Consider the following 17,587-nt stretch of genomic DNA (forward strand, 5'->3'; position numbering starts at 1 on the left):
AAACGGACTACGCCTTAATTCCCATACATTTCCGTGCGGGTAGTGTGCTAGAATAAGCCAAACAATCGGAGAGAGTGTGTGACATGACGGACATTACGTTTAAGGCCTATGCCATCACGAACGAGATCGACCTCAACAAAATCGCCATTCATTGCGGGATCCCCAAGAAGTTCACGTGGGAGGAGCCTCTCGCCCTGAAGGGCGAAGCTCTGGAGAAGATTCTGCAGAAGAAGGTCAACGATTCCCAGGAGGTGCTCGTCTTCTCCTTCGGAAGCGTCGTCTTCCTCAACGATGCCGCCAAAGAAGGGTTCCTGCCCTTCGTTCGTTACCTGCGGACGATCGAGCCGGACATCGACGAGAACGATGCCGACCGCTATACGGACGATTACAGCCTTCGGACGGACGGCAAGGGCTTGACGGAGCTGACCGACGAATACGTCGTGGTTACCGAGATCGAACCGTTCCATCAGGAGCTGATCGCGACGGTCCTGGCGAAGTCGGTCGCGCTGGAGAAGATCGAGGAGCAGCTCGGCAAGATCCACGACAAGCTGGAGAACATGATCGACCGGTTGGATAAGAGCAATCTGCGGCTGGGCAAGAAGGAACTGGCGCGCACGACGGCATCCATCATGCGGCACGAATACAACACGATCTCCTATATCATGATTCTCGACAAACCGGACATCACGTGGACGAGCAGCAGCGCGGGCGAGTTCTACGATCGGATGATGGAGTTCTTCGAGATGAACGACCGATACGCGATCATGAAAAGCAAGACGGAGGTGCTGTACCGCATCATGGACGGCTTCTCGACGATCAGCCACTCGATTCGCGGCCTGTTCGTGGAGTGGGTCATCGTCATCCTGATCGTGAGCGAGCTCGCGATCGCCATTCTTCAGTTGATCGGTTGGATCGATTAAACAAGCCGTTTTCTATCCAGCTTCCCCAGGTGGGTATACGGCAGTTCCCTGGCGAAGACGATCTCTCTCGGCATCTGGTACCTCGCGAGCTTGGCCTGAAGCCACAGGCGCAGCTCCTCTTCCGTCGTTGCCGCCTGCGGTGCCAGCACGACGACAGCCTTGAGCCGCTCGCCGAACAGCTCGTCGCGGACGGCGATTACCGCCCCGTCCTCAACCCCAGGGTGGGCGAGCAGCGCTTGCTCCACTTCATAGGGATAGACGTTCTCGCCCGCCGAGACGATCATGCTGTCCGCTCTCCCGCATAGAAAATAGCGGCCGTGCTCGTTGCGGTAACCGAAATCCCCGGTTTCGATCCAGGCTTCGGCACGGTTCCGCATCGACCAGCGATTCCTGACGCAGATCTGGCCGACTAGGCCGACTTCAACCTGCTTCATCCGCTCGTCCATGACTTTCACGCGTCCTCCGCCGATTTTTGTGCCGATCGTTTCGGGGAACCGGGTTAATTCCTGCGCCGTGGCGATCGTAATCAGCCCCGTCTCCGAGGTGCCGTACAGGTTGTACAGCACCTCTCCCAATCGCTCCAGCGTCTCCTTGGCCAGCTTGGGGCTAAGCTCCGCGCCGCCCGTAGCGATGCATCGCAGCGACTTCAGATCCTCCGCTCGGGTATTCAGCATCTTGCGGAGCATCAGAGGAACGACCGTCATCGCCTCGATCCGATGCTCTCGAACGATTCGGCAAGCGGCGTCCGCATCGAAGCCTGGCCGAATCACGACTTTCTTGCCCAAGGCGCAGAACAAGAGCAGGACCGCGATCCCGTAGCCGTGATAGATCGGAGTGGCGATGTACGCGCTGCTATGGCTCAGGATTCGCAGCCTTGTAAGAAAGGTATAGAAGGGATCCAAGTAATTGAATAAGGAAGGCTTATGATACGCCTTTCTCGCTTGGCCCGTGGTGCCGCCGGTTAGAAGCGCCAACCTTCCGGACGAGGAGCGGCGCCTCTTCCGCTCCGGATGCCGGGCGATGCCGATCTCCTCCAACGCTTCGACGTCGCTCAGGAGCTTCGTTCCGTTAGAAGAAGACGGCTCCAGCAGCGCTTCCCGTTCCTCGTCATAGATCAACAGGTCGAAGCCGTTCCTTTCGAGAAGCCGGTTCAGCTGTTCCCCGCTCATCTCCGCATTCAGCAGGTAAAGATCCGCGCCCGTAGCGGACACCGCGTAAATCGCTCGGACCAGCAAAGCGTGGTTTCTGCACCATAACGCTGCCTTGCTGCCGCCCGACAGCCGGTACTTGTCCCTCAATGCCGCGGATAGCGCGTCGGATTGGACCAGCAGCTGACGATAGGTCAAGGTCTCCCGCTCGTCCGCGACCGCGGCCTTCTCCCCATGGACCCCCGCAGCGAACCGAAGCAGCGCCATGAGATTGATTCCGTCTTGAAGAATGGCTGCCGTCAACCGGCAAAGCGACCGAGGCGAAAGCAGCTTGATTCGGTAAAGAACGTAGACCAGCTTTAGGATCTTCATGCCCGCTGCCCTTTGCGGCGCAGCTTTCTCGCATTTGAGGATTCCCAATACCTTCTGAACAGCACGGAAGCCAACTGGCCGACAATCAACCACCAGGGTTTGACGATTTTCTTCTTGGCATAGATGGAGCGGCCGATCATCCTCGCGGCGTGCTGCGGCGACATCGCCGGCATCTTCCGATAGGCGGCCGTCGGCTCGATCATGGGCGTTCTTACCAACGGGAGATAGATCGACGTCGTGAAGACTCCCTTCGCATTCAATTCGGGGGCTGCCGATCGGAACCAGGCGTCGAAAGCGGCTTTGGATGCCTGATAAGCCGCCCAATTCGGGACGGGAAGCAGCAGGGCGTTGACGGTCGAGACGTTGATGATATGGCCTTGCTTGCGAACCAGCGTGGGAATGACCGATAAGAGCAGACGAACCGGCGCCAGATAGTTGATCGAGTTGGTACGGGTAAAGTCGTGATAACGGTCCAAGGATTGTTCGATCGATCGGCGGATGGAATGGCCTGCATTGCTTACGACGATATCCAGCCCGTCCGGGAGCCTCTCCAGAAAGCCGAGCAGCTCCGCCATCTCCTTCTCGTCCCGAAGATCGGCCGGGAATACGCTAACGCGCGCGGATTTCGTCTCGATCAGGTTCTTCATGGCGATCAGCTTGTCCGCTCGTCTGGCGACCAAGATCAGATGGACGTTCATCGCGGCCAGCAAATAAGCAAGCTGCTCTCCGATTCCGGAGCTTGCGCCCGTGATCAGGACCGTCTTGCCCTCCAGCTTGCGCGCGAGCTTCTGTCTATGGAAGGCAGCCTGCGGGAATAACAGGCGTTCGATTAGGCTGTAGGGTTGCATGGAAGCTCCTTTCATGCCGATGGGGCAACGACGATGAAGGCACGGCGGCCGCTGCACGGCTGTCTCTGTCGAATTAGACGAAGGAACGGACTATTTTGACGATTGCCCTCGCTATAAGAATTCAACAACAGTTTTGTAAATCCTTTCCACATTGGCCGCCCCGTCTAAAAAAAGAGTTCGAAAAATAATCCGAAAGCTTCTGAGGGGCAGGACATTGTATAACCGTTAAAAATTATATTTACAGGTTAACAAGAACGGTGTACACTCCAATTATAACCAGTAAAACAACTTTTAAAGGTTATGAGGAAGGTGAAGCGCATGTTGACCATTCAGAAGCTTCCATGGGCCGGCATTCTCGCGCAAGACGGAACGACCACGGTTGCGATCGACCCGATCTACCATTTTCCTTCGCATCTCGGTCAATCGCACGAAACGCTTTATCCGCTAAGCGAATTCGGGGCGGTCGATGCCGTGCTGGTCACCCATCATCACGGCGACCATTTCGATCCGCAGGCCATTCGGGACTATTACGGCCGGGACATTCCGGTATACCTGCCGGAGGAATCCGTCGCCCTGGCGATCGAGGCGGGGCTGGAGAACGTTCACGGCGCGGCGCCGGGTCAGTCGTTCGCGATCGGCACGCTGCGCGCATTCGCCGCTCCGTCGGTGGACGGCACGGGGGACGCTCAAGTCGCATGGATCGTAGAAGGCGGCGGCCGGAAGCTCATCCATGCCGGGGATACGCTCTGGCACGGGTATTGGTGGAAGATCGCCGCGGATTACGGTCCGTTCGATGCCGCTTGCCTTCCGGTGAACGGAGCCGTCCTTGAGCTTCCCCGAATGTCGCCGCCAAGCGGGCAGCCGATCTGCCTCACTCCGGAGCAAGCCGTGTCCGCGGCGGTTGTCCTCGGAGCGAAGACGCTGGTGCCGATTCACCACACGGCCGTCCATTTCCCTCCCGTCTATCGGCAAACGCCGGACATGATGAACCGTCTGACGACAAGCGCACATGGTAAAATCGAACTGAGCGTGCTGACCACGAAATCCGAACTTATCCTATGACGGTTAGGCTTGCTTCCTTCGAGGAACGGCTACCCCGGCAATCCATCGCACCAGGAGATGAACATTATGCTTCAGACCATCAACCGAATAGGCGGCCTCTTGTGGATCAACTTGGCCAACACCGTCCGCATGCAAGAGAAGAGCAGGACCGATCGGCTGCTCGACCCGCCTTCCTTATTGGAATGGCTCCGCGATAACGAGTTGCCGGATTCCGTACGAGAGCTTCCTCTTGAGCAGTTGCGCAAGGAGCTGACCGCGCTTCGGGAACTGTGCGATCGTGTCCTCGAAGATCTGGCCCGGCATGGCAAGTTGTCCGAACCGACCTATGATGCTCTCCAAGTCAGGGCCGAGAAGCTGATTGTCGGCGTGAAGCTGACGATGACCGGCGAAGGGCCGGACCTCGAATATACGGGCCGCAGCGGATCGGAGGCTTTGAGCCTGCTCGTTCTCCGATCCATTGCGGACACGCTGCGGACCGTCCCCGCGGAGCGCATCCGCAAATGCGAACACGAAGATTGCATTCTGCGCTTCGCGGACATCTCCAAGGGCGGAAGAAGACGCTGGTGCAGCATGGAGACCTGCGGCAACCGGCACAAAGCGGCTGAATTCTACGCGAAGAAAAAACAACAGGCTGAAGGTTAAATGATCCTCAGCCTGTTCGTTCTTGCATGGCATAAAAGCCTTTAAAGCCAGCGGCAAGACGTTTTATATCGCCTCCGACGCCTCTCTCGCCAGTCGTTCCATCTCCTCCGCGTATAAGCCCCGCCGATCGTCCGTCCAGCCCGCGCGCTCCGCCATGGCGCCGATGATCGGCCTGCTCCATTGCCGGACCGAAGCGATATCGAAGAACAGCCATCCCGTTCGCCGAATCAGGAAGTCCTGCGGCCTAACAGCCATCTCTTCGTCCATCGCATACCACAGCTCGGCAGCGATCCGAAGCGGCAGCCCGTGACGGTCGGCCCATGCCGCCTTCTCGGGGTCCGCGGCAAACTCATACAGCGCATTCGCGTTCGATCCGTAGAATCTCGCGATTTCTTCGGCGTCTTTGGCGGAATATCCCCTCTTGATGCCCTCGGCCGTACGTTCCTTCACGAACCGTTCAAAGTTCTCCGAGCCGCCGACATCGCCGCCGGAGATTCGCAGCTCCTTGGTGCGGCAGCCTCCCGCAGCGCCGTTCCGCGCCCCCTCGGCAGCGAGCCGCTTCACGACGTCGTCGACGACCGATTCCGCCATTTTCCGATAACCCGTCAGCTTGCCTCCCGCTATGGAGATGAGCCCGGAAGGAGAGTGGAAGATCTCGTCGCGCCGCGAGATCTCCGAAGGATCCTTCCCTTCCTGTTGGATTAGGGGCCGCAGGCCCGCCCAGCTGGATTCGATATCGCTCTCCGTCAGCCTCAGATCCGGGAACATGAAGTTTGCCGCGTTCAGCAGATACGCGCGGTCTTCTTGCGTCGCCGTCGGGCGATCGATCGCACCGGCGTAGTTGGTGTCCGTCGTGCCGAAATACGCCTTGCCCGCCCGCGGAATCGCGAAGACCATTCGGCCGTCCGGCGTATCGAAGTACACGGCTTGCCGCAACGGGAATCGGGCCTTGTCGAAGACGAGATGCACGCCCTTGGTCAAACGCAGCGTCTTGCCGGTCTTAGAGCCGTCGAGCCGACGCAACTCGTCCACCCAAGGACCTGTCGCATTGACGACTTTGGCGGCCGTCACTTCGTAGCTTCCGCCGTCGATCTCGTCGCGAACGGCAGCGCCCCTCAAGCGGCCTTCGTTGTCGTAAGTCAAGGAAGTCACGCGTGCGTAGTTGATCGCCAAGGCGCCGTATTCGACAGCCTTCTTGATGACTTCGATCGTCAAACGGGCGTCGTCCGTCCGGTATTCGACGTAATATCCTCCGCCCTTCAATCCGTTCTTCTTCAGCAACGGCTCTCTCCGAAGCGTCTCTTGGGCGCTCAGCATGGAACGGCGCTCGCTTCGCTTTACGCCCGCCAGTAAATCGTATATGCGCAGGCCGACCGAGGTCGACAGCTTGCCGAATGTCCCTCCCGCATAAAGCGGAAGCAGCATCCACTCCGGCGTCGTCACGTGCGGTCCGTTCTCGTAAACGATCGCGCGCTCCTTGCCTACTTCGGCGACGACGCCGATCTCAAGCTGCTTCAGGTAACGCAGACCGCCATGAACCAGCTTCGTGGAGCGGCTGGATGTCCCCGCCGCGAAATCCTGCATCTCGACGAGCGCGACGCGGAGCCCCCTGCTTGCCGCGTCAAGGGCGATGCCCGCCCCGGTGATGCCTCCGCCGATGACAAGCAAGTCGACGGTTCGCCTGCTCATCTCCTTCAATATCTCATGCCTACCCATTCCGACCCCTCCTCTTGATTGCCCTCTCCCGGAGCAAAAGAAAAGACCACGCTAACCGCTCCCCAGCAAGTGAACTGCCCCGGGAACCATTAGGTGGTCTCTCCAATACTCCAACCGTTATTAACTTTGCGTAGATCATACCATCATTATCCCGCGAAGGCAATGGCGGCTTTAACCGCGCGAAGCCAACCGGAGTACAGCTGCTGCCGTTCGGCGTCCTCCATGCTCGGCAAGTACTCGCGGTCGACTTGCCGCAGACGGACGATCTGCTCCCGATCCGCCCAGTAACCGACCGCAAGTCCGGCCAGGTAGGCCGCGCCAAGCGCGGTCGACTCGTTCGCAACCGGTCTCTCGACGGGTACGCCGAGAATGTCGCTCTGGAACTGCATGAGGAACCCGTTCTTTACGGCGCCGCCATCTACCGCGAGCTTCGATAGCCGGATACGCGAGTCTCTCTCCATGGCCTTCAGAACGTCCTTGGTCTGATAGGCGAGCGACTCGAGGACAGCCCTCACAAGGTGAGCCTTGGTCGTTCCCCGCGTCAGTCCGAATACCGACCCCCGCACGTCGCTGTTCCAATACGGGCTGCCAAGACCAACGAAAGCGGGCACTACGTAAACGCCTTCCGATGAGGCAGCCTGCTCTGCGAGAAGCTCGCTCTCCGCCGCGTCGGAGATCATCTCCAGTCCATCGCGAAGCCACTGAATGGCTGCTCCTGCGACGAACACGCTTCCCTCCAGCGCGTACTCAACCTTGCCGTCCACTTCCCATGCGATCGTCGTCAGCAAGCCTGAAGAAGAGCGTATGGCCTCGGTCCCTGTATTCATCAGCATAAAGCATCCGGTGCCATACGTATTCTTAACGGTTCCAGGGGCGAAGCACCCTTGGCCGAACAAGGCCGCCTGCTGATCGCCCGCGGCGCCGCCAATCGGAATGGCCTGCCCGAACCATTCGGCATCCGTCCATCCATAAACATTCGAGGAGGGCTTGACCTCCGGCAGCATCGATCTCGGAATCTTCAGCAGCGCCAGCAGCTCGTCATCCCATTGTTTCTCGTAAATGTTGAATAGCAGAGTTCGGGAAGCATTCGAGACGTCCGTCACGTGAACGCGGCCGGCCGTCAGCTTCCAGATCAGCCAGCTGTCGATCGTCCCGAACAACAGCTCTCCCCGTTCCGCCTTCTCTCTCGCGCCCGGCACCCGCTCCAGAATCCAGGCGATCTTGGTCGCGGAGAAGTAGGCATCGATCCGCAGTCCGGTTTTGCTTCGGATCGTCTCTTCTGCTCCTTCCCGCTGCAGCCGCTCGCAGATGTCCGCGGACTGACGGGATTGCCAGATAATCGCCGGATAGACAGGCTCTCCCGTCGACTTCTCCCATACGACGGTCGTCTCCCGCTGATTCGTGATGCCGATACCGGCGATTCGGTCCGCAGCGACGTTCGTCTTCGCAAGCAGACCGCGTATGGCGTCGATCGCCGACAACCAGATCTGCTCCGGATCCCCTTCTACCCATCCGGAATGCGGGTAGCTCAATTCCATCTCTCTCTGTTCCATCTCGACAATCCGGCCCAGAGAGTTCACGAGCAGGGCCCGTGTGCTCGTCGTGCCTTGATCCAAAGCGAGCATAAAGCGCTCCATTCGCGATGATCCACCTCCCGCTGCTTCATTGCCCCGGGCTACGCCTTCCATAGCTCCCGCCTGGAGGTCGTAATCGCCGAGGCTCCGGCTTCCAATGCGAGCCGCACATCCTCCTCCGTCCGGATAAGCCCTCCCGCGATAACCGGTATGCCCGTCCGGTGCATGACCTCCTGGATCATGCCGGGGAGGATGCCCGGCAGCACCTCGATAAAGTCAGGCCGGGTCTTCTCCAGCAGCGCATAGCTCTTCTCGAGCGCCCCCGTGTCGATGAGGAACAGCCGCTGGATCGCGATCCGTTTATTCTGCTTCGCCTTCAGGATCACGCTGGCTCGTGTCGAGATCAATCCGGCTGGTTTGACATGCTGGCACAAATACTCGGCCGCATACTCGTCGTTCTTGAGCCCGTCGACCAAATCCGCGTGCAGCAGCACCTTCTTGCCATGTCTCTCGGCATGCTCGACCATAACCCTCATCTGGCCGAGATGCCCGCCCAGCAAGACCACATTAGTGAACGGTTCCGGCAGCGACACGGCCGCCTCCAGCTCTTTGGCCGACTTGACGGCCGGCCATATGGACTGGATCCCCATTCGCTCCCCTCCTTTGTTCAAGCGATCTACTGGCAACAAAGCTTGTTGCTCTAATTCATTAGCAGGGTGTGTACGATCTGCGTGGCGATCGGATGGGAACCATATTGCTCCTTCAGCTTCCAAGTCGTTACGACCAACCGGCCTCGCTCGCTTCTCTGAACGACGAGAGAACCGCCGGCTTGCCCGATCCAGCCTTGGAAGTAGCCCGACACGATCTCGCTCGATTCCGCCAGCATCTCATTGCCGAACATATAGACGATGCGGCCAACCGTGCCCCCTAGCTTATTGTAATTGCTAAACGGAATAATGTAATCCGGATAAAGTCCTTCCATCTCCCAGCCCATCTCGTGACGCAAAGGAATCCCTTCGAAGAAGGCGGGATCGACATAGTTGAAGGAAGACGTACGATCCCAGCTCTCGCCCCGCACAAGCTCGCGGAACGTGAACTGCCCCTTGTCCGATAAACGGTCGCCTTCTTCCGCCAGGAACACGACTCGCCCTCCGTCGCGGTAGTAGGCGAGTACAGAATCGTCCAGCACGGACGTAACGACCGAGTTGGCGGATTCGAAGCCGTTCGTTAAGGTGAACCCGTTCGCCTCCAATAATCCACGGAAGGCATCGTCCATTTGGTAAGGGTATACCACCTTAATCGCATTGCCGTCTAGGCTTCTCCTACGAGGCGATACCGTCAGTTCTTCCTCGTTCGCCGCCGCGACGACTCCATCGAGCTCCAGGCTGAGCCGGAGCGTCTGGAACGAAGCCTGTTCGACCAGCGGCGCCGTGAAGCGAATGGCTTCGGATAATCTGACATGCGCCTCGTTGCCCGCTTCGACAGGGATGACGCCCCCGACTCCCGTGCCCGGAATCTCCCATCTGACAACTCCTTGCAGCCTGCGCAGGTCATGATTGGAGATGACCACATCCGCCGCTTGGTTCTCGCCGCTCCACATATTCCGCGTAAGTCCGTCGGCCATCACGATCAGGCCTCCGTTGAAGTCGGCCGCCCGCTCCATGCCTAGCTTCAAGCTTCGGGTGTAATCCATCCACCCGTTCGTTTCCCATTCGATGTCGGTGAATTCGGTAACCACATACCCGTTGATGCGAGGGTTCTTGCGCATCTCCTCGATCAGAGACTTTACCGCCCGGAACATTCTTCGCTGGGAATGAACGGACAGATTCTCCATGTCCCCGAAGATCCGATCCAATTGGAACTTGCTGAAATTCCCGTAGGCCGTCAGCGGCATCTTGAAGTCCTCGCGGTGGGTATCGTCACCGAGATTCGCGAACCAGGATGGCGCTTGACCATAATGGTCCAGCAGCTTCTGAACGCTCGGCAGTCCCCAAACCCCGAACTCGGACACGATGATCGGCTCGCCGTTAGGCGAGTATCCCTTGACGTAGTTGCTCTCCGGGTTGCCCGCCATATAGTCGTCGATGTCCGCCTTCCATTCCGCGGTCTGCTCGGGAAGAACGAAGTAGCGATGATAGTCGTTGATGTCCGTCTTGACATGAATCCAGCCGGAATTGTCGCAGATGAGCCGGGTCGGATCCAACCGCTTGATCTCGTCGTACAAGGCGACCACATGCTCCTGCTTGTCCCTGTCGTTCGCCAAGTCCCACTCCAAGCCCCATTCTTCGTTGTACAGAGACCAGATCAGGATGGACGGACGGTTGTAATCCCTGCGGATCATTCCCAGCAGCTCGTCCCGGAAGCGGCGCTGGCTCTGGCCCGACCACTTCACGACGTTAGGCGGCTCCGCCCAGATCAGCATGCCCATCCGATCCGCCCAGTAGAGATAGCGGGGAATCTCGACCTTGATATGCTTCCGCAGCAGGTTGAAGCCCATCTCCTTGGCTTTCCTTATCTCGTCCTGAATCCACTCGTCCGAAGGAGCGGTATAGATCGTATCGGGATAGAAGGCCTGATCCAGAGCCCCTCGCACGAATAGTGGCTTGTGGTTCAGATACAGCTGTCCGTCGGAGAAATCGATGCTTCTCATTCCGAAATAAGTCTGATACTCATCGACAACACTACCGTTCGCAGAATCCTTGAGCGTAACGGTAAGATCGTAGAGATGCGGCGTTTCGGGAGACCACAGCTTTGCGCCAGGGATGGAAATGGCCAGCTTTGACTCGTCTCCTTGAACAGCGGCTTGAGCGAGCGCCAGCTCCGAACTGGAACTCAAATGCTCCGTCACCCGATATTCCACGATCAAGGAGTCTCCCAGCCCGCCGCCGGATACCTCAATGCTAACATTAGCCACGGATCCGTCGATGTCAGGATTTACCCGAGCATGGCGCACGAAGCGCGGCGACCGCGTCTCCAGCGTAACCTCCTGCCAGATTCCGCTTATTCTCGTATACCAGCTGCCTTGCTTGCCGATCGGAATCTCCGCGTTGTCCTGCGGATCGTACACCCTGACGGTCAACCGGTTCTCCGCTCCAGGAAGAAGCGCCTCCGTCACGTCGAATTCGAATGGCGTAAATCCGCCCTCGTGAACGCCTGCAAAGCTGCCGTTGACCCATACGCTCGCTTGAAAATCGACGGCCCCGAATAGAAGGAAGACTCGTTTGCCTTGAGGCCAATGGTCCACCCTGAACTTTCTCTCATACCAGGCCGTGCCGCAATACTGAACGTGCTCCGCTTCCCTCTGCCAGATGTGCGGGACTTCGACCGATTGTGCTTCCGGCAAGCCTGTCGCGGGCCAGCGCTGTCTCTCTCCATGATCTTGGCGATCAATCTGGAAACTCCATACTCCGTTTAAGCTCTGTGTCTCTCTCATGGTTCTCCCCCGTTATTTAATGCCTGTCATGGATATGCCCTTAATAATGTGCCGTTGGAACAGCAGGAAGACGAGCAACGCTGGAAGGCTGGCCAGCACGTTCGAGGCCATCGGCACCGCCAAGTCCGTAGCGAATATGCTCTGGAAGGTCGGAATGCCTACCGGCAGCGTCATCATCGAATTGTCCTGCGCGATCAGCATCGGCCACAGCAGGTTGTTCCACGACTGGATGAAAATAAAGATGCTGACTGCGGCCATCGAGCTGCGAGAAAGCGGCCAAACCATTTTCCACCAAATCTTGAACATGCCCGCGCCGTCGATCTTGGCGGCTTCAATCAGCTCACCGGGCAGTTGATCGATGAATTGCTTCAGGATCAAGAAAGCGAGAGGAAGCATCATGCCGGGCCAGATCAAGGCCTTATAGCTATTGGACCAGCCCAAGGCGGTCACCATGTCGAATAAGGGAACGACGATCGACTCGACCGGCACCATCATTCCCGTCAGGATGAGCGCGAACAGGACTGTTTTCCCCTTAAAAGGAATACGCGACATCGCGAACGCCGCCCAGGAAGCGAACACGACAGTGACCGCCGTCTGTACGACGCCGACAATTACGCTGTTCAGCGTCCATCGCCACATCATCGCGGTGCCGTCCGGCTTCAACACTTTCTCGAAGCTGTCTAGCGAGAACGGGGTAGAGAATAATTTTCCGATAATCGTGACCGTCGAACCGGGCTGCTTGAATGCCGATATCAGCATCCAGAGCAAGGGGGCGATCATGATCAGCGACAAGCCGTACCCGATAACGTACGCGCCGATTCTAACGAAGTTGATTCTGCGTCTCGCAGGACTCATCTTGATTCACCTCATCTTATTTCTTGCTCATGAGCAGCTTGTATTGACCCAAAGATATGATCGCAATGATCAGGAACAGCACGAAGGACACCGCAGAAGCGTATCCCGCATCCCACTGCCGGAACGCGATCTGATAGATATAGTGAACGAGCGGCGTCGTCGAGGTTCCCGGTCCGCCTTTCGTGATAAGCCAGGTTTGCCCGAACAGCTTGAAGGAATTGATCGTCTGCAGGATGACAATCAGCACCGTGACTCCCTTCAACGAAGGCATGGTGATAAAGCGGAATTGCGCCCATCGATTCGCTCCGTCGATATCCGCGGCTTCGTATAAATCCTCGGGAATCTCCTGCAAGCCTGCCAGGAAAAGAATCATGTTGAATCCGACCGTCCACCAGAGAGTGGCGATCAAGATGGACAGCCAGCCCATGCCCCAGCTCCCGAACCACGAGAAGCCCATCGTCTTCCCGAACGAATTCATCGTCTCGGCAATCAAGCCGGTGCGGGACTGCAGGATGAACACCCAGATGCTTCCGATAACGGATACGGAGAGCATGTAGGGCATGAAGTAGGCCGTTCTTAACCAGGTCGTTCCCCTCAGCTTCATGTTGACCAGCAAGGCCATTCCAAGCCCGAGGAGCACGATCGAAGGCGTCGAGATCAGAATGAAGTACAGCGTATTCCAGAGAGAACTCCAGAACTTGTCGTCGTCCATCATGTAGCGGTAATTATCCAAGCCGACGAACTTCTTGGGCGCGCCCAAGCTTCCGGTCGTCAGGCTGGTCAGGAAGCCTTTGATGATAGGATAGATCCAGAACCACAAATAAACAGCCAGAAATGGAGCCAGAAAAGCAAAAGCAGTCAGGTAATTCTTCAGTATGGGTCTCATCGTTCTCTTCATCGCGGGTTCTCACTCCTTCAAGCAAAGAGGATGCAGGATAATCGAAGATTGACCCCGCACCCTCCGTTGGTTATTTACTGAGCAGCTTCTCGGCTTTCGCCTGAGCGTCCTTCAACCCGTCTTCGACCGACTTGCTTCCGAAATTAATCTCGACGAGCGATTCGAGAACCGCATCGTTCACGGAGCCAAGCTTCGGCGTGTCCGGCATGTACTTGACGTCCTTCATGACACCCGCGTATCCCGAGCGGTACGGCATCGCCTTATAATCCGCCGATTCCAGTACGGACGGTTCAGAAGGAACGTGACCTGCCTTCGCCCACATTGCGCCGTTGTCGGTAAGCCACTTGGCGAATTTAACCGCGGCGAGCTCTTTGTCGTGGTTGTCTTGCTTCGGCACGAAGATCGTATGCGAGTCGCCCCAAGCGGCCGGCTGACTGAACAATTGCGGGAACGGAACGGCTGCGAAGTCAAGCGAAGCTTCCGATTCGAAGTTGCCCGTTGCCCAGACGCCGGTGAACGTAACGGCGGCTTTCGAGGTCTTGAAGATATCGTAGCTGTTGTCGCCGATGTCAGGCAGAGCAAGACCATCGTCGATCCAGGACTTGATGAGAGCCATCGCCTTTTGCCCTTCCGGCGTGTTGATCGTCGCTTTACCGTCGTTGATATAGGTTCCGCCTTGTTGAGCGACGAGCGCGTACCAGATCCAGAACGTGAAGATGTTGTTGCTGCCGATAATCAACGGCGACACGTCGGACGGAAGCGTTCCCTTCAGCGTCTTCAGCATCTGCGTGAAGCCCTCTGCTCCCGGCTCCATCTTGATCGTGCCGTCATCGTTAAGCAGTCCCGCGTCCTTCAGGTATTTCTTGTTGTAATACATGACAACGGCGTGAGTATCCAGCGGCACGGCAACGTGCTGGCCGTCGCGAATAACCGAGTTCTGTTGGTTCTCTCCGTACGCGGACCAATCCAGGCCCGCTTCCTTGGCAAGCTCGTCAAGCGGCTCTACCATGCCGGTCGGAATCAGCTCGGCCAGGTGGGACACGTGCGTAACAGCCACGTCCGGAGCGGACTTCGCCGCGAGCGAGGCGACGAGCTTCGGATAATAGTTGTCCCAGTTGTTGTTCATGAAGTTCACTTTGATCTCGCTCTGGGACTCGTTGAACTTCTTGACCATTGCCTCCATGTATTCCCCATCCGAACCGCTGAACGGAACCCAGTAATTGAGCTCGATCGCTTTGCCGCCTGTCGACGTGTCTTTGGATGCGGAGGCTTCTCCCCCGGATTGTGAAGCGTTTTCATTTTTGGGCTGCGCATTGTTCCCGTTCGAGCAACCTGCCAGAACCAAGCTTGAAACGAGCGCAAGACTCAACAGCCGGAAAGACGTTTTCTTCATGCTTTTGCTTCCCCCTAAAGTGATGAGTTTGATGATTACATGATTTATATTACATCTATTTATGTTTTATATCAATATATTTTGTAATAAAAAAATGAGTTCATAACAATATTTATGGTTATAACCTGCCTAGGGATGAAAAAAAAAGAAAAACAGGGGCGTTTTTCTTTTTTTCAGAACCTATTTTCTTGTAAGAATGCCGTTCCGCTACGCGCTCCGATCACGTTGTCACCCATTGCTGTATCTCAGGTTAAGGTTGATGCCCTGCCTGTAATTGCCGAAGTTCTGGCCGAACAAATTCAAGCCGCCCGCGTTGACCGCGTCGTCCTTCACTCCGATTCGGAGAGAAATAAACGGCTTGTCGTTCAGATTCAGATCGGCGATGGACACTTCGGAGATCTTCACGCCATCCAGGAAAGTTCCGTTGGCGTTCGATTTCCACTGCTTCAGAAGCCCGTATTGGGTAAAATTCGTACTCCACCATTCCGGCGTATTGAACCCTCGGGTGCCTCCGAAATCGCCCGGGGAGGTCCACATGCCGATATCGACGCCGTTCACCCATAGCGTAATATCCGACGGCCAGTCCAGCTTGTAATAAGGAGCCTCCGAGCAGATCTCCGCGCTGAATTCGATCTCCGTTGCCCGCGCCCCGTAAGGGATCCGGTTGGGGAATCGATATTCCACGTAACCTTTCCGGAAGTACAGCAATTGCGCTTCCCTGCGGCCCGGCTCGTAGAAGGAACGCGGGTCGTCCTGCATGCCGATATAATCGAGGTCTCCGACCAGGCCGCAGCTCGGTTCCGCTTGGCAATCGACGTATTCGCCGATAGGCATCTCGATCGCGATCAGGTTCTTGTCCTTGACCTCCTCTTCCGTAGACAGATCTATGACAATTCGATCGTAATTCTTGGAATTGATCTTCTGCGTTCCCCTTCCGGGAACCAATTCCGTGATGATCAAATTTACGTCTTCCAGCTTCTTTACGTTAACCGCCGTCGTGGAGAACGGCAGCCCGAGCTTCTCGGATAGTTCGTTTACGTTATGCGGGCCCGTACTGAGGATCTTCAAAATATTCATGCGGTGTTCGTTGCCGATTACTTTGCTGATCTCGACCGCTTCGTCCATCGTCAGCTGCAAAACTTTAATGGTGAACACCTCCGGTTTTATTACAACTTTTTATGTACTATTACTATAACGCAATCTATCTACCTTGTCATCCCGCGGCGGAGGAAGCTAAGTTTTCGTCAAATTCTAGCGTTTTTCTATTTACTTCCACTATCTACCTTTGGATAATGGACGGAGACTTATTCTTTATCTCGTTCGAGAGGGTGGCTTTGATGGCAAGCATCAAAAGAATGGCGGCATGCTTAGCGATTCTGTCCATATTCATTAGCAGTACTTCGTATGCGGAAACCGTTCCCGCGGTCAATGAAGACGGTTGGGACACCTTCTACCGGCTTCAGCCTGCCGATATGAGCGGCAACCCCGCCAGCCGGCTGTTTCAATGGGCGATCAGCGCCAATATTATCGAAGGCTATCCTGACGGAACGGTAAAGCCGGACCAACCCGTTACGGAAGCGGAGTTTCTGAAGATGCTCTATCGGGGATTCGGAATCGCTATCCCTACGCAGATCTACCCTCCGGGCTATCAGGCGACCGAGGATTGGTCGGACGCCCCTTACCGAATGGCAAAGCTGTTTAATCACCCCGCGCTTGGCCTTTCGAATTCTAAGCTGAGGACAACCCCTATTACGCGGCAGCATGCGGCCGAGATCATCAGCGCAGCGCAAGGCGTTCATTATACCGGCGATAAGGCGGTCGCCTACATCGTCGGCAATCGCATGGCAATCGGCAGTCCGCTAACAACGGATGATTTTCACCCGAATGAGACATTCACAAGAACCGAAGCGGTTCAATGGATTCGTCATCTTACTATCCGTGGCATGATGGAGATCAAGAGTCGTCCCGCAGAACCTTCGGATACCAGCCTTCTTCCGAAATTGCCTCTTGCGGCCGCCGAGGAGGTATCGTTTTTCAGCGCAGTGCCCCTGACGGCTAGTGACTTCGATTTGGTCGGGCCTTCCTCTTCTCCCAAAGTAGAGTTCGGGGCACCAAAGAGTGCCATCGATCAACGGTTTCTAGCGACCGATGAACTCGATGTATTCGACATGAATGATTATGGTCTATTCGCTGCCCATTTCAACGATGACGGACGGCTCGATAGCTGGCGCGTCGAACAAGTAATAGAAGATCCGACAGAGCCGACGACGGCTGGGCCTTTGTTAGGAACGAACAAGGGGATAGTTCCAGGGGACAGTACCTTATTCGACATCTTCCAGCAATACGGAACCTATGGGTACATTGGGAATGGCATCGTTAATTACTTATACGAGAGGACGAACGATGGTTCCTACCGCCCTCTCCCCTCCATCTCATACTTTTCACAGCTGGAGAACCCCGAAGAGGTATACTTGTTATCATTCATTGTTGATAAGAAGACTCTAAAAGTAACCTTTATCCTGGCTGCCGGGGCTCCGTATGCTTATTCTGGAGGCTTGTAAGAAAAGCGGGTCAGGGGGGTCGAATGACCATCCCACTTTGAGGCGATGACCATGGATCAAAGACGAGCTTCGCGGCAAGAGAATCCTTATTCCCGAGAATCCAGTCTCGAACTTCCTGTTCAACGACACGAGGTCCGGGCTGATCTGGCTGGTTATCCGGCTGTA

14 protein-coding genes are annotated in these 17,587 nt (G+C 56.5%); 4 read left to right on the forward strand and 10 right to left on the reverse strand.

Annotated features, from left to right (window positions below):
- The first annotated feature begins 83 nt into the window (after positions 1–83).
- Positions 84–920, forward strand: coding sequence for an RMD1 family protein (locus ELR57_RS09800; protein WP_126958881.1), 837 nt, complete (start codon positions 84–86; stop codon positions 918–920).
- Here the strand turns inward: ELR57_RS09800 and ELR57_RS09805 are convergent.
- Both ELR57_RS09805 and ELR57_RS09810 read right to left on the reverse strand, forming a co-directional pair.
- Positions 917–2,440 (reverse strand): AMP-binding protein, encoded by a 1,524-nt coding sequence (locus tag ELR57_RS09805; protein WP_192896557.1) that lies wholly within the window; start codon positions 2,438–2,440, stop codon positions 917–919. The two genes, ELR57_RS09800 and ELR57_RS09805, sit on opposite strands and share 4 nt — an antisense overlap.
- Positions 2,437–3,288, reverse strand: coding sequence for an SDR family NAD(P)-dependent oxidoreductase (locus ELR57_RS09810; protein ID WP_126958882.1), 852 nt, complete (start codon positions 3,286–3,288; stop codon positions 2,437–2,439). Before ELR57_RS09810 ends, ELR57_RS09805 begins: the two co-directional genes overlap by 4 nt.
- 318 nt (positions 3,289–3,606) lie before the next feature.
- Between ELR57_RS09810 and ELR57_RS09815 the strand changes: the two genes are divergently transcribed.
- Together ELR57_RS09815 and ELR57_RS09820 are read left to right on the forward strand one after the other, a co-directional pair.
- Positions 3,607–4,350, forward strand: a complete 744-nt coding sequence (locus ELR57_RS09815) for an MBL fold metallo-hydrolase (protein WP_238162470.1) — start codon at positions 3,607–3,609, stop codon at positions 4,348–4,350.
- Between the two features lie 66 nt (positions 4,351–4,416).
- Complete coding sequence (locus ELR57_RS09820) at positions 4,417–4,992, forward strand: CGNR zinc finger domain-containing protein (RefSeq protein WP_158629979.1); 576 nt, start codon at positions 4,417–4,419, stop codon at positions 4,990–4,992.
- Positions 4,993–5,055: 63 nt separating this feature from the next.
- Here the strand turns inward: ELR57_RS09820 and ELR57_RS09825 are convergent, their stop codons facing one another.
- From ELR57_RS09825 to ELR57_RS09860, 8 genes are all read right to left on the reverse strand, one after another.
- Positions 5,056–6,708 carry a glycerol-3-phosphate dehydrogenase/oxidase gene (locus ELR57_RS09825; protein WP_126958884.1) on the reverse strand — a complete coding sequence of 551 codons (1,653 nt, stop codon included), beginning with the start codon at positions 6,706–6,708 and terminating at the stop codon, positions 5,056–5,058.
- A gap of 146 nt (positions 6,709–6,854) precedes the next feature.
- A complete protein-coding gene (gene glpK / locus ELR57_RS09830; RefSeq protein ID WP_126958885.1) occupies positions 6,855–8,345 on the reverse strand; it encodes a glycerol kinase GlpK in 1,491 nt (496 codons plus the stop codon).
- A gap of 38 nt (positions 8,346–8,383) precedes the next feature.
- Positions 8,384–8,932: a glycerol-3-phosphate responsive antiterminator gene (locus tag ELR57_RS09835; RefSeq protein WP_126958886.1), complete on the reverse strand. Its 549-nt coding sequence runs from the start codon at positions 8,930–8,932 to the stop codon at positions 8,384–8,386.
- A gap of 50 nt (positions 8,933–8,982) precedes the next feature.
- Positions 8,983–11,715: a glycoside hydrolase family 2 protein gene (locus tag ELR57_RS09840; RefSeq protein ID WP_126958887.1), complete on the reverse strand. Its 2,733-nt coding sequence runs from the start codon at positions 11,713–11,715 to the stop codon at positions 8,983–8,985.
- Positions 11,716–11,727: 12 nt separating this feature from the next.
- On the reverse strand, positions 11,728–12,570 hold the full coding sequence (locus tag ELR57_RS09845; protein ID WP_126958888.1) for a carbohydrate ABC transporter permease: 843 nt from the start codon (positions 12,568–12,570) through the stop codon (positions 11,728–11,730).
- Positions 12,571–12,586: 16 nt separating this feature from the next.
- Positions 12,587–13,468 (reverse strand): carbohydrate ABC transporter permease, encoded by an 882-nt coding sequence (locus tag ELR57_RS09850; protein WP_126958889.1) that lies wholly within the window; start codon positions 13,466–13,468, stop codon positions 12,587–12,589.
- 70 nt (positions 13,469–13,538) lie between these two features.
- On the reverse strand, positions 13,539–14,861 hold the full coding sequence (locus tag ELR57_RS09855) for an ABC transporter substrate-binding protein (RefSeq protein ID WP_126958890.1): 1,323 nt from the start codon (positions 14,859–14,861) through the stop codon (positions 13,539–13,541).
- A gap of 228 nt (positions 14,862–15,089) precedes the next feature.
- Positions 15,090–15,998 (reverse strand): ArsR/SmtB family transcription factor, encoded by a 909-nt coding sequence (locus tag ELR57_RS09860; RefSeq protein WP_370452237.1) that lies wholly within the window; start codon positions 15,996–15,998, stop codon positions 15,090–15,092.
- Between the two features lie 200 nt (positions 15,999–16,198).
- On the opposite strand from ELR57_RS09860, the gene ELR57_RS09865 reads away from it, so the two are divergent.
- On the forward strand, positions 16,199–17,422 hold the full coding sequence (locus ELR57_RS09865) for an S-layer homology domain-containing protein (RefSeq protein WP_158629980.1): 1,224 nt from the start codon (positions 16,199–16,201) through the stop codon (positions 17,420–17,422).
- The last annotated feature ends 165 nt before the right edge of the window (positions 17,423–17,587 follow it).

It is taken from the genome of Cohnella sp. AR92 (genome assembly GCF_003990975.1).
In the GTDB taxonomy this organism is placed as follows: Bacteria; Bacillota; Bacilli; order Paenibacillales; family Paenibacillaceae; genus Cohnella.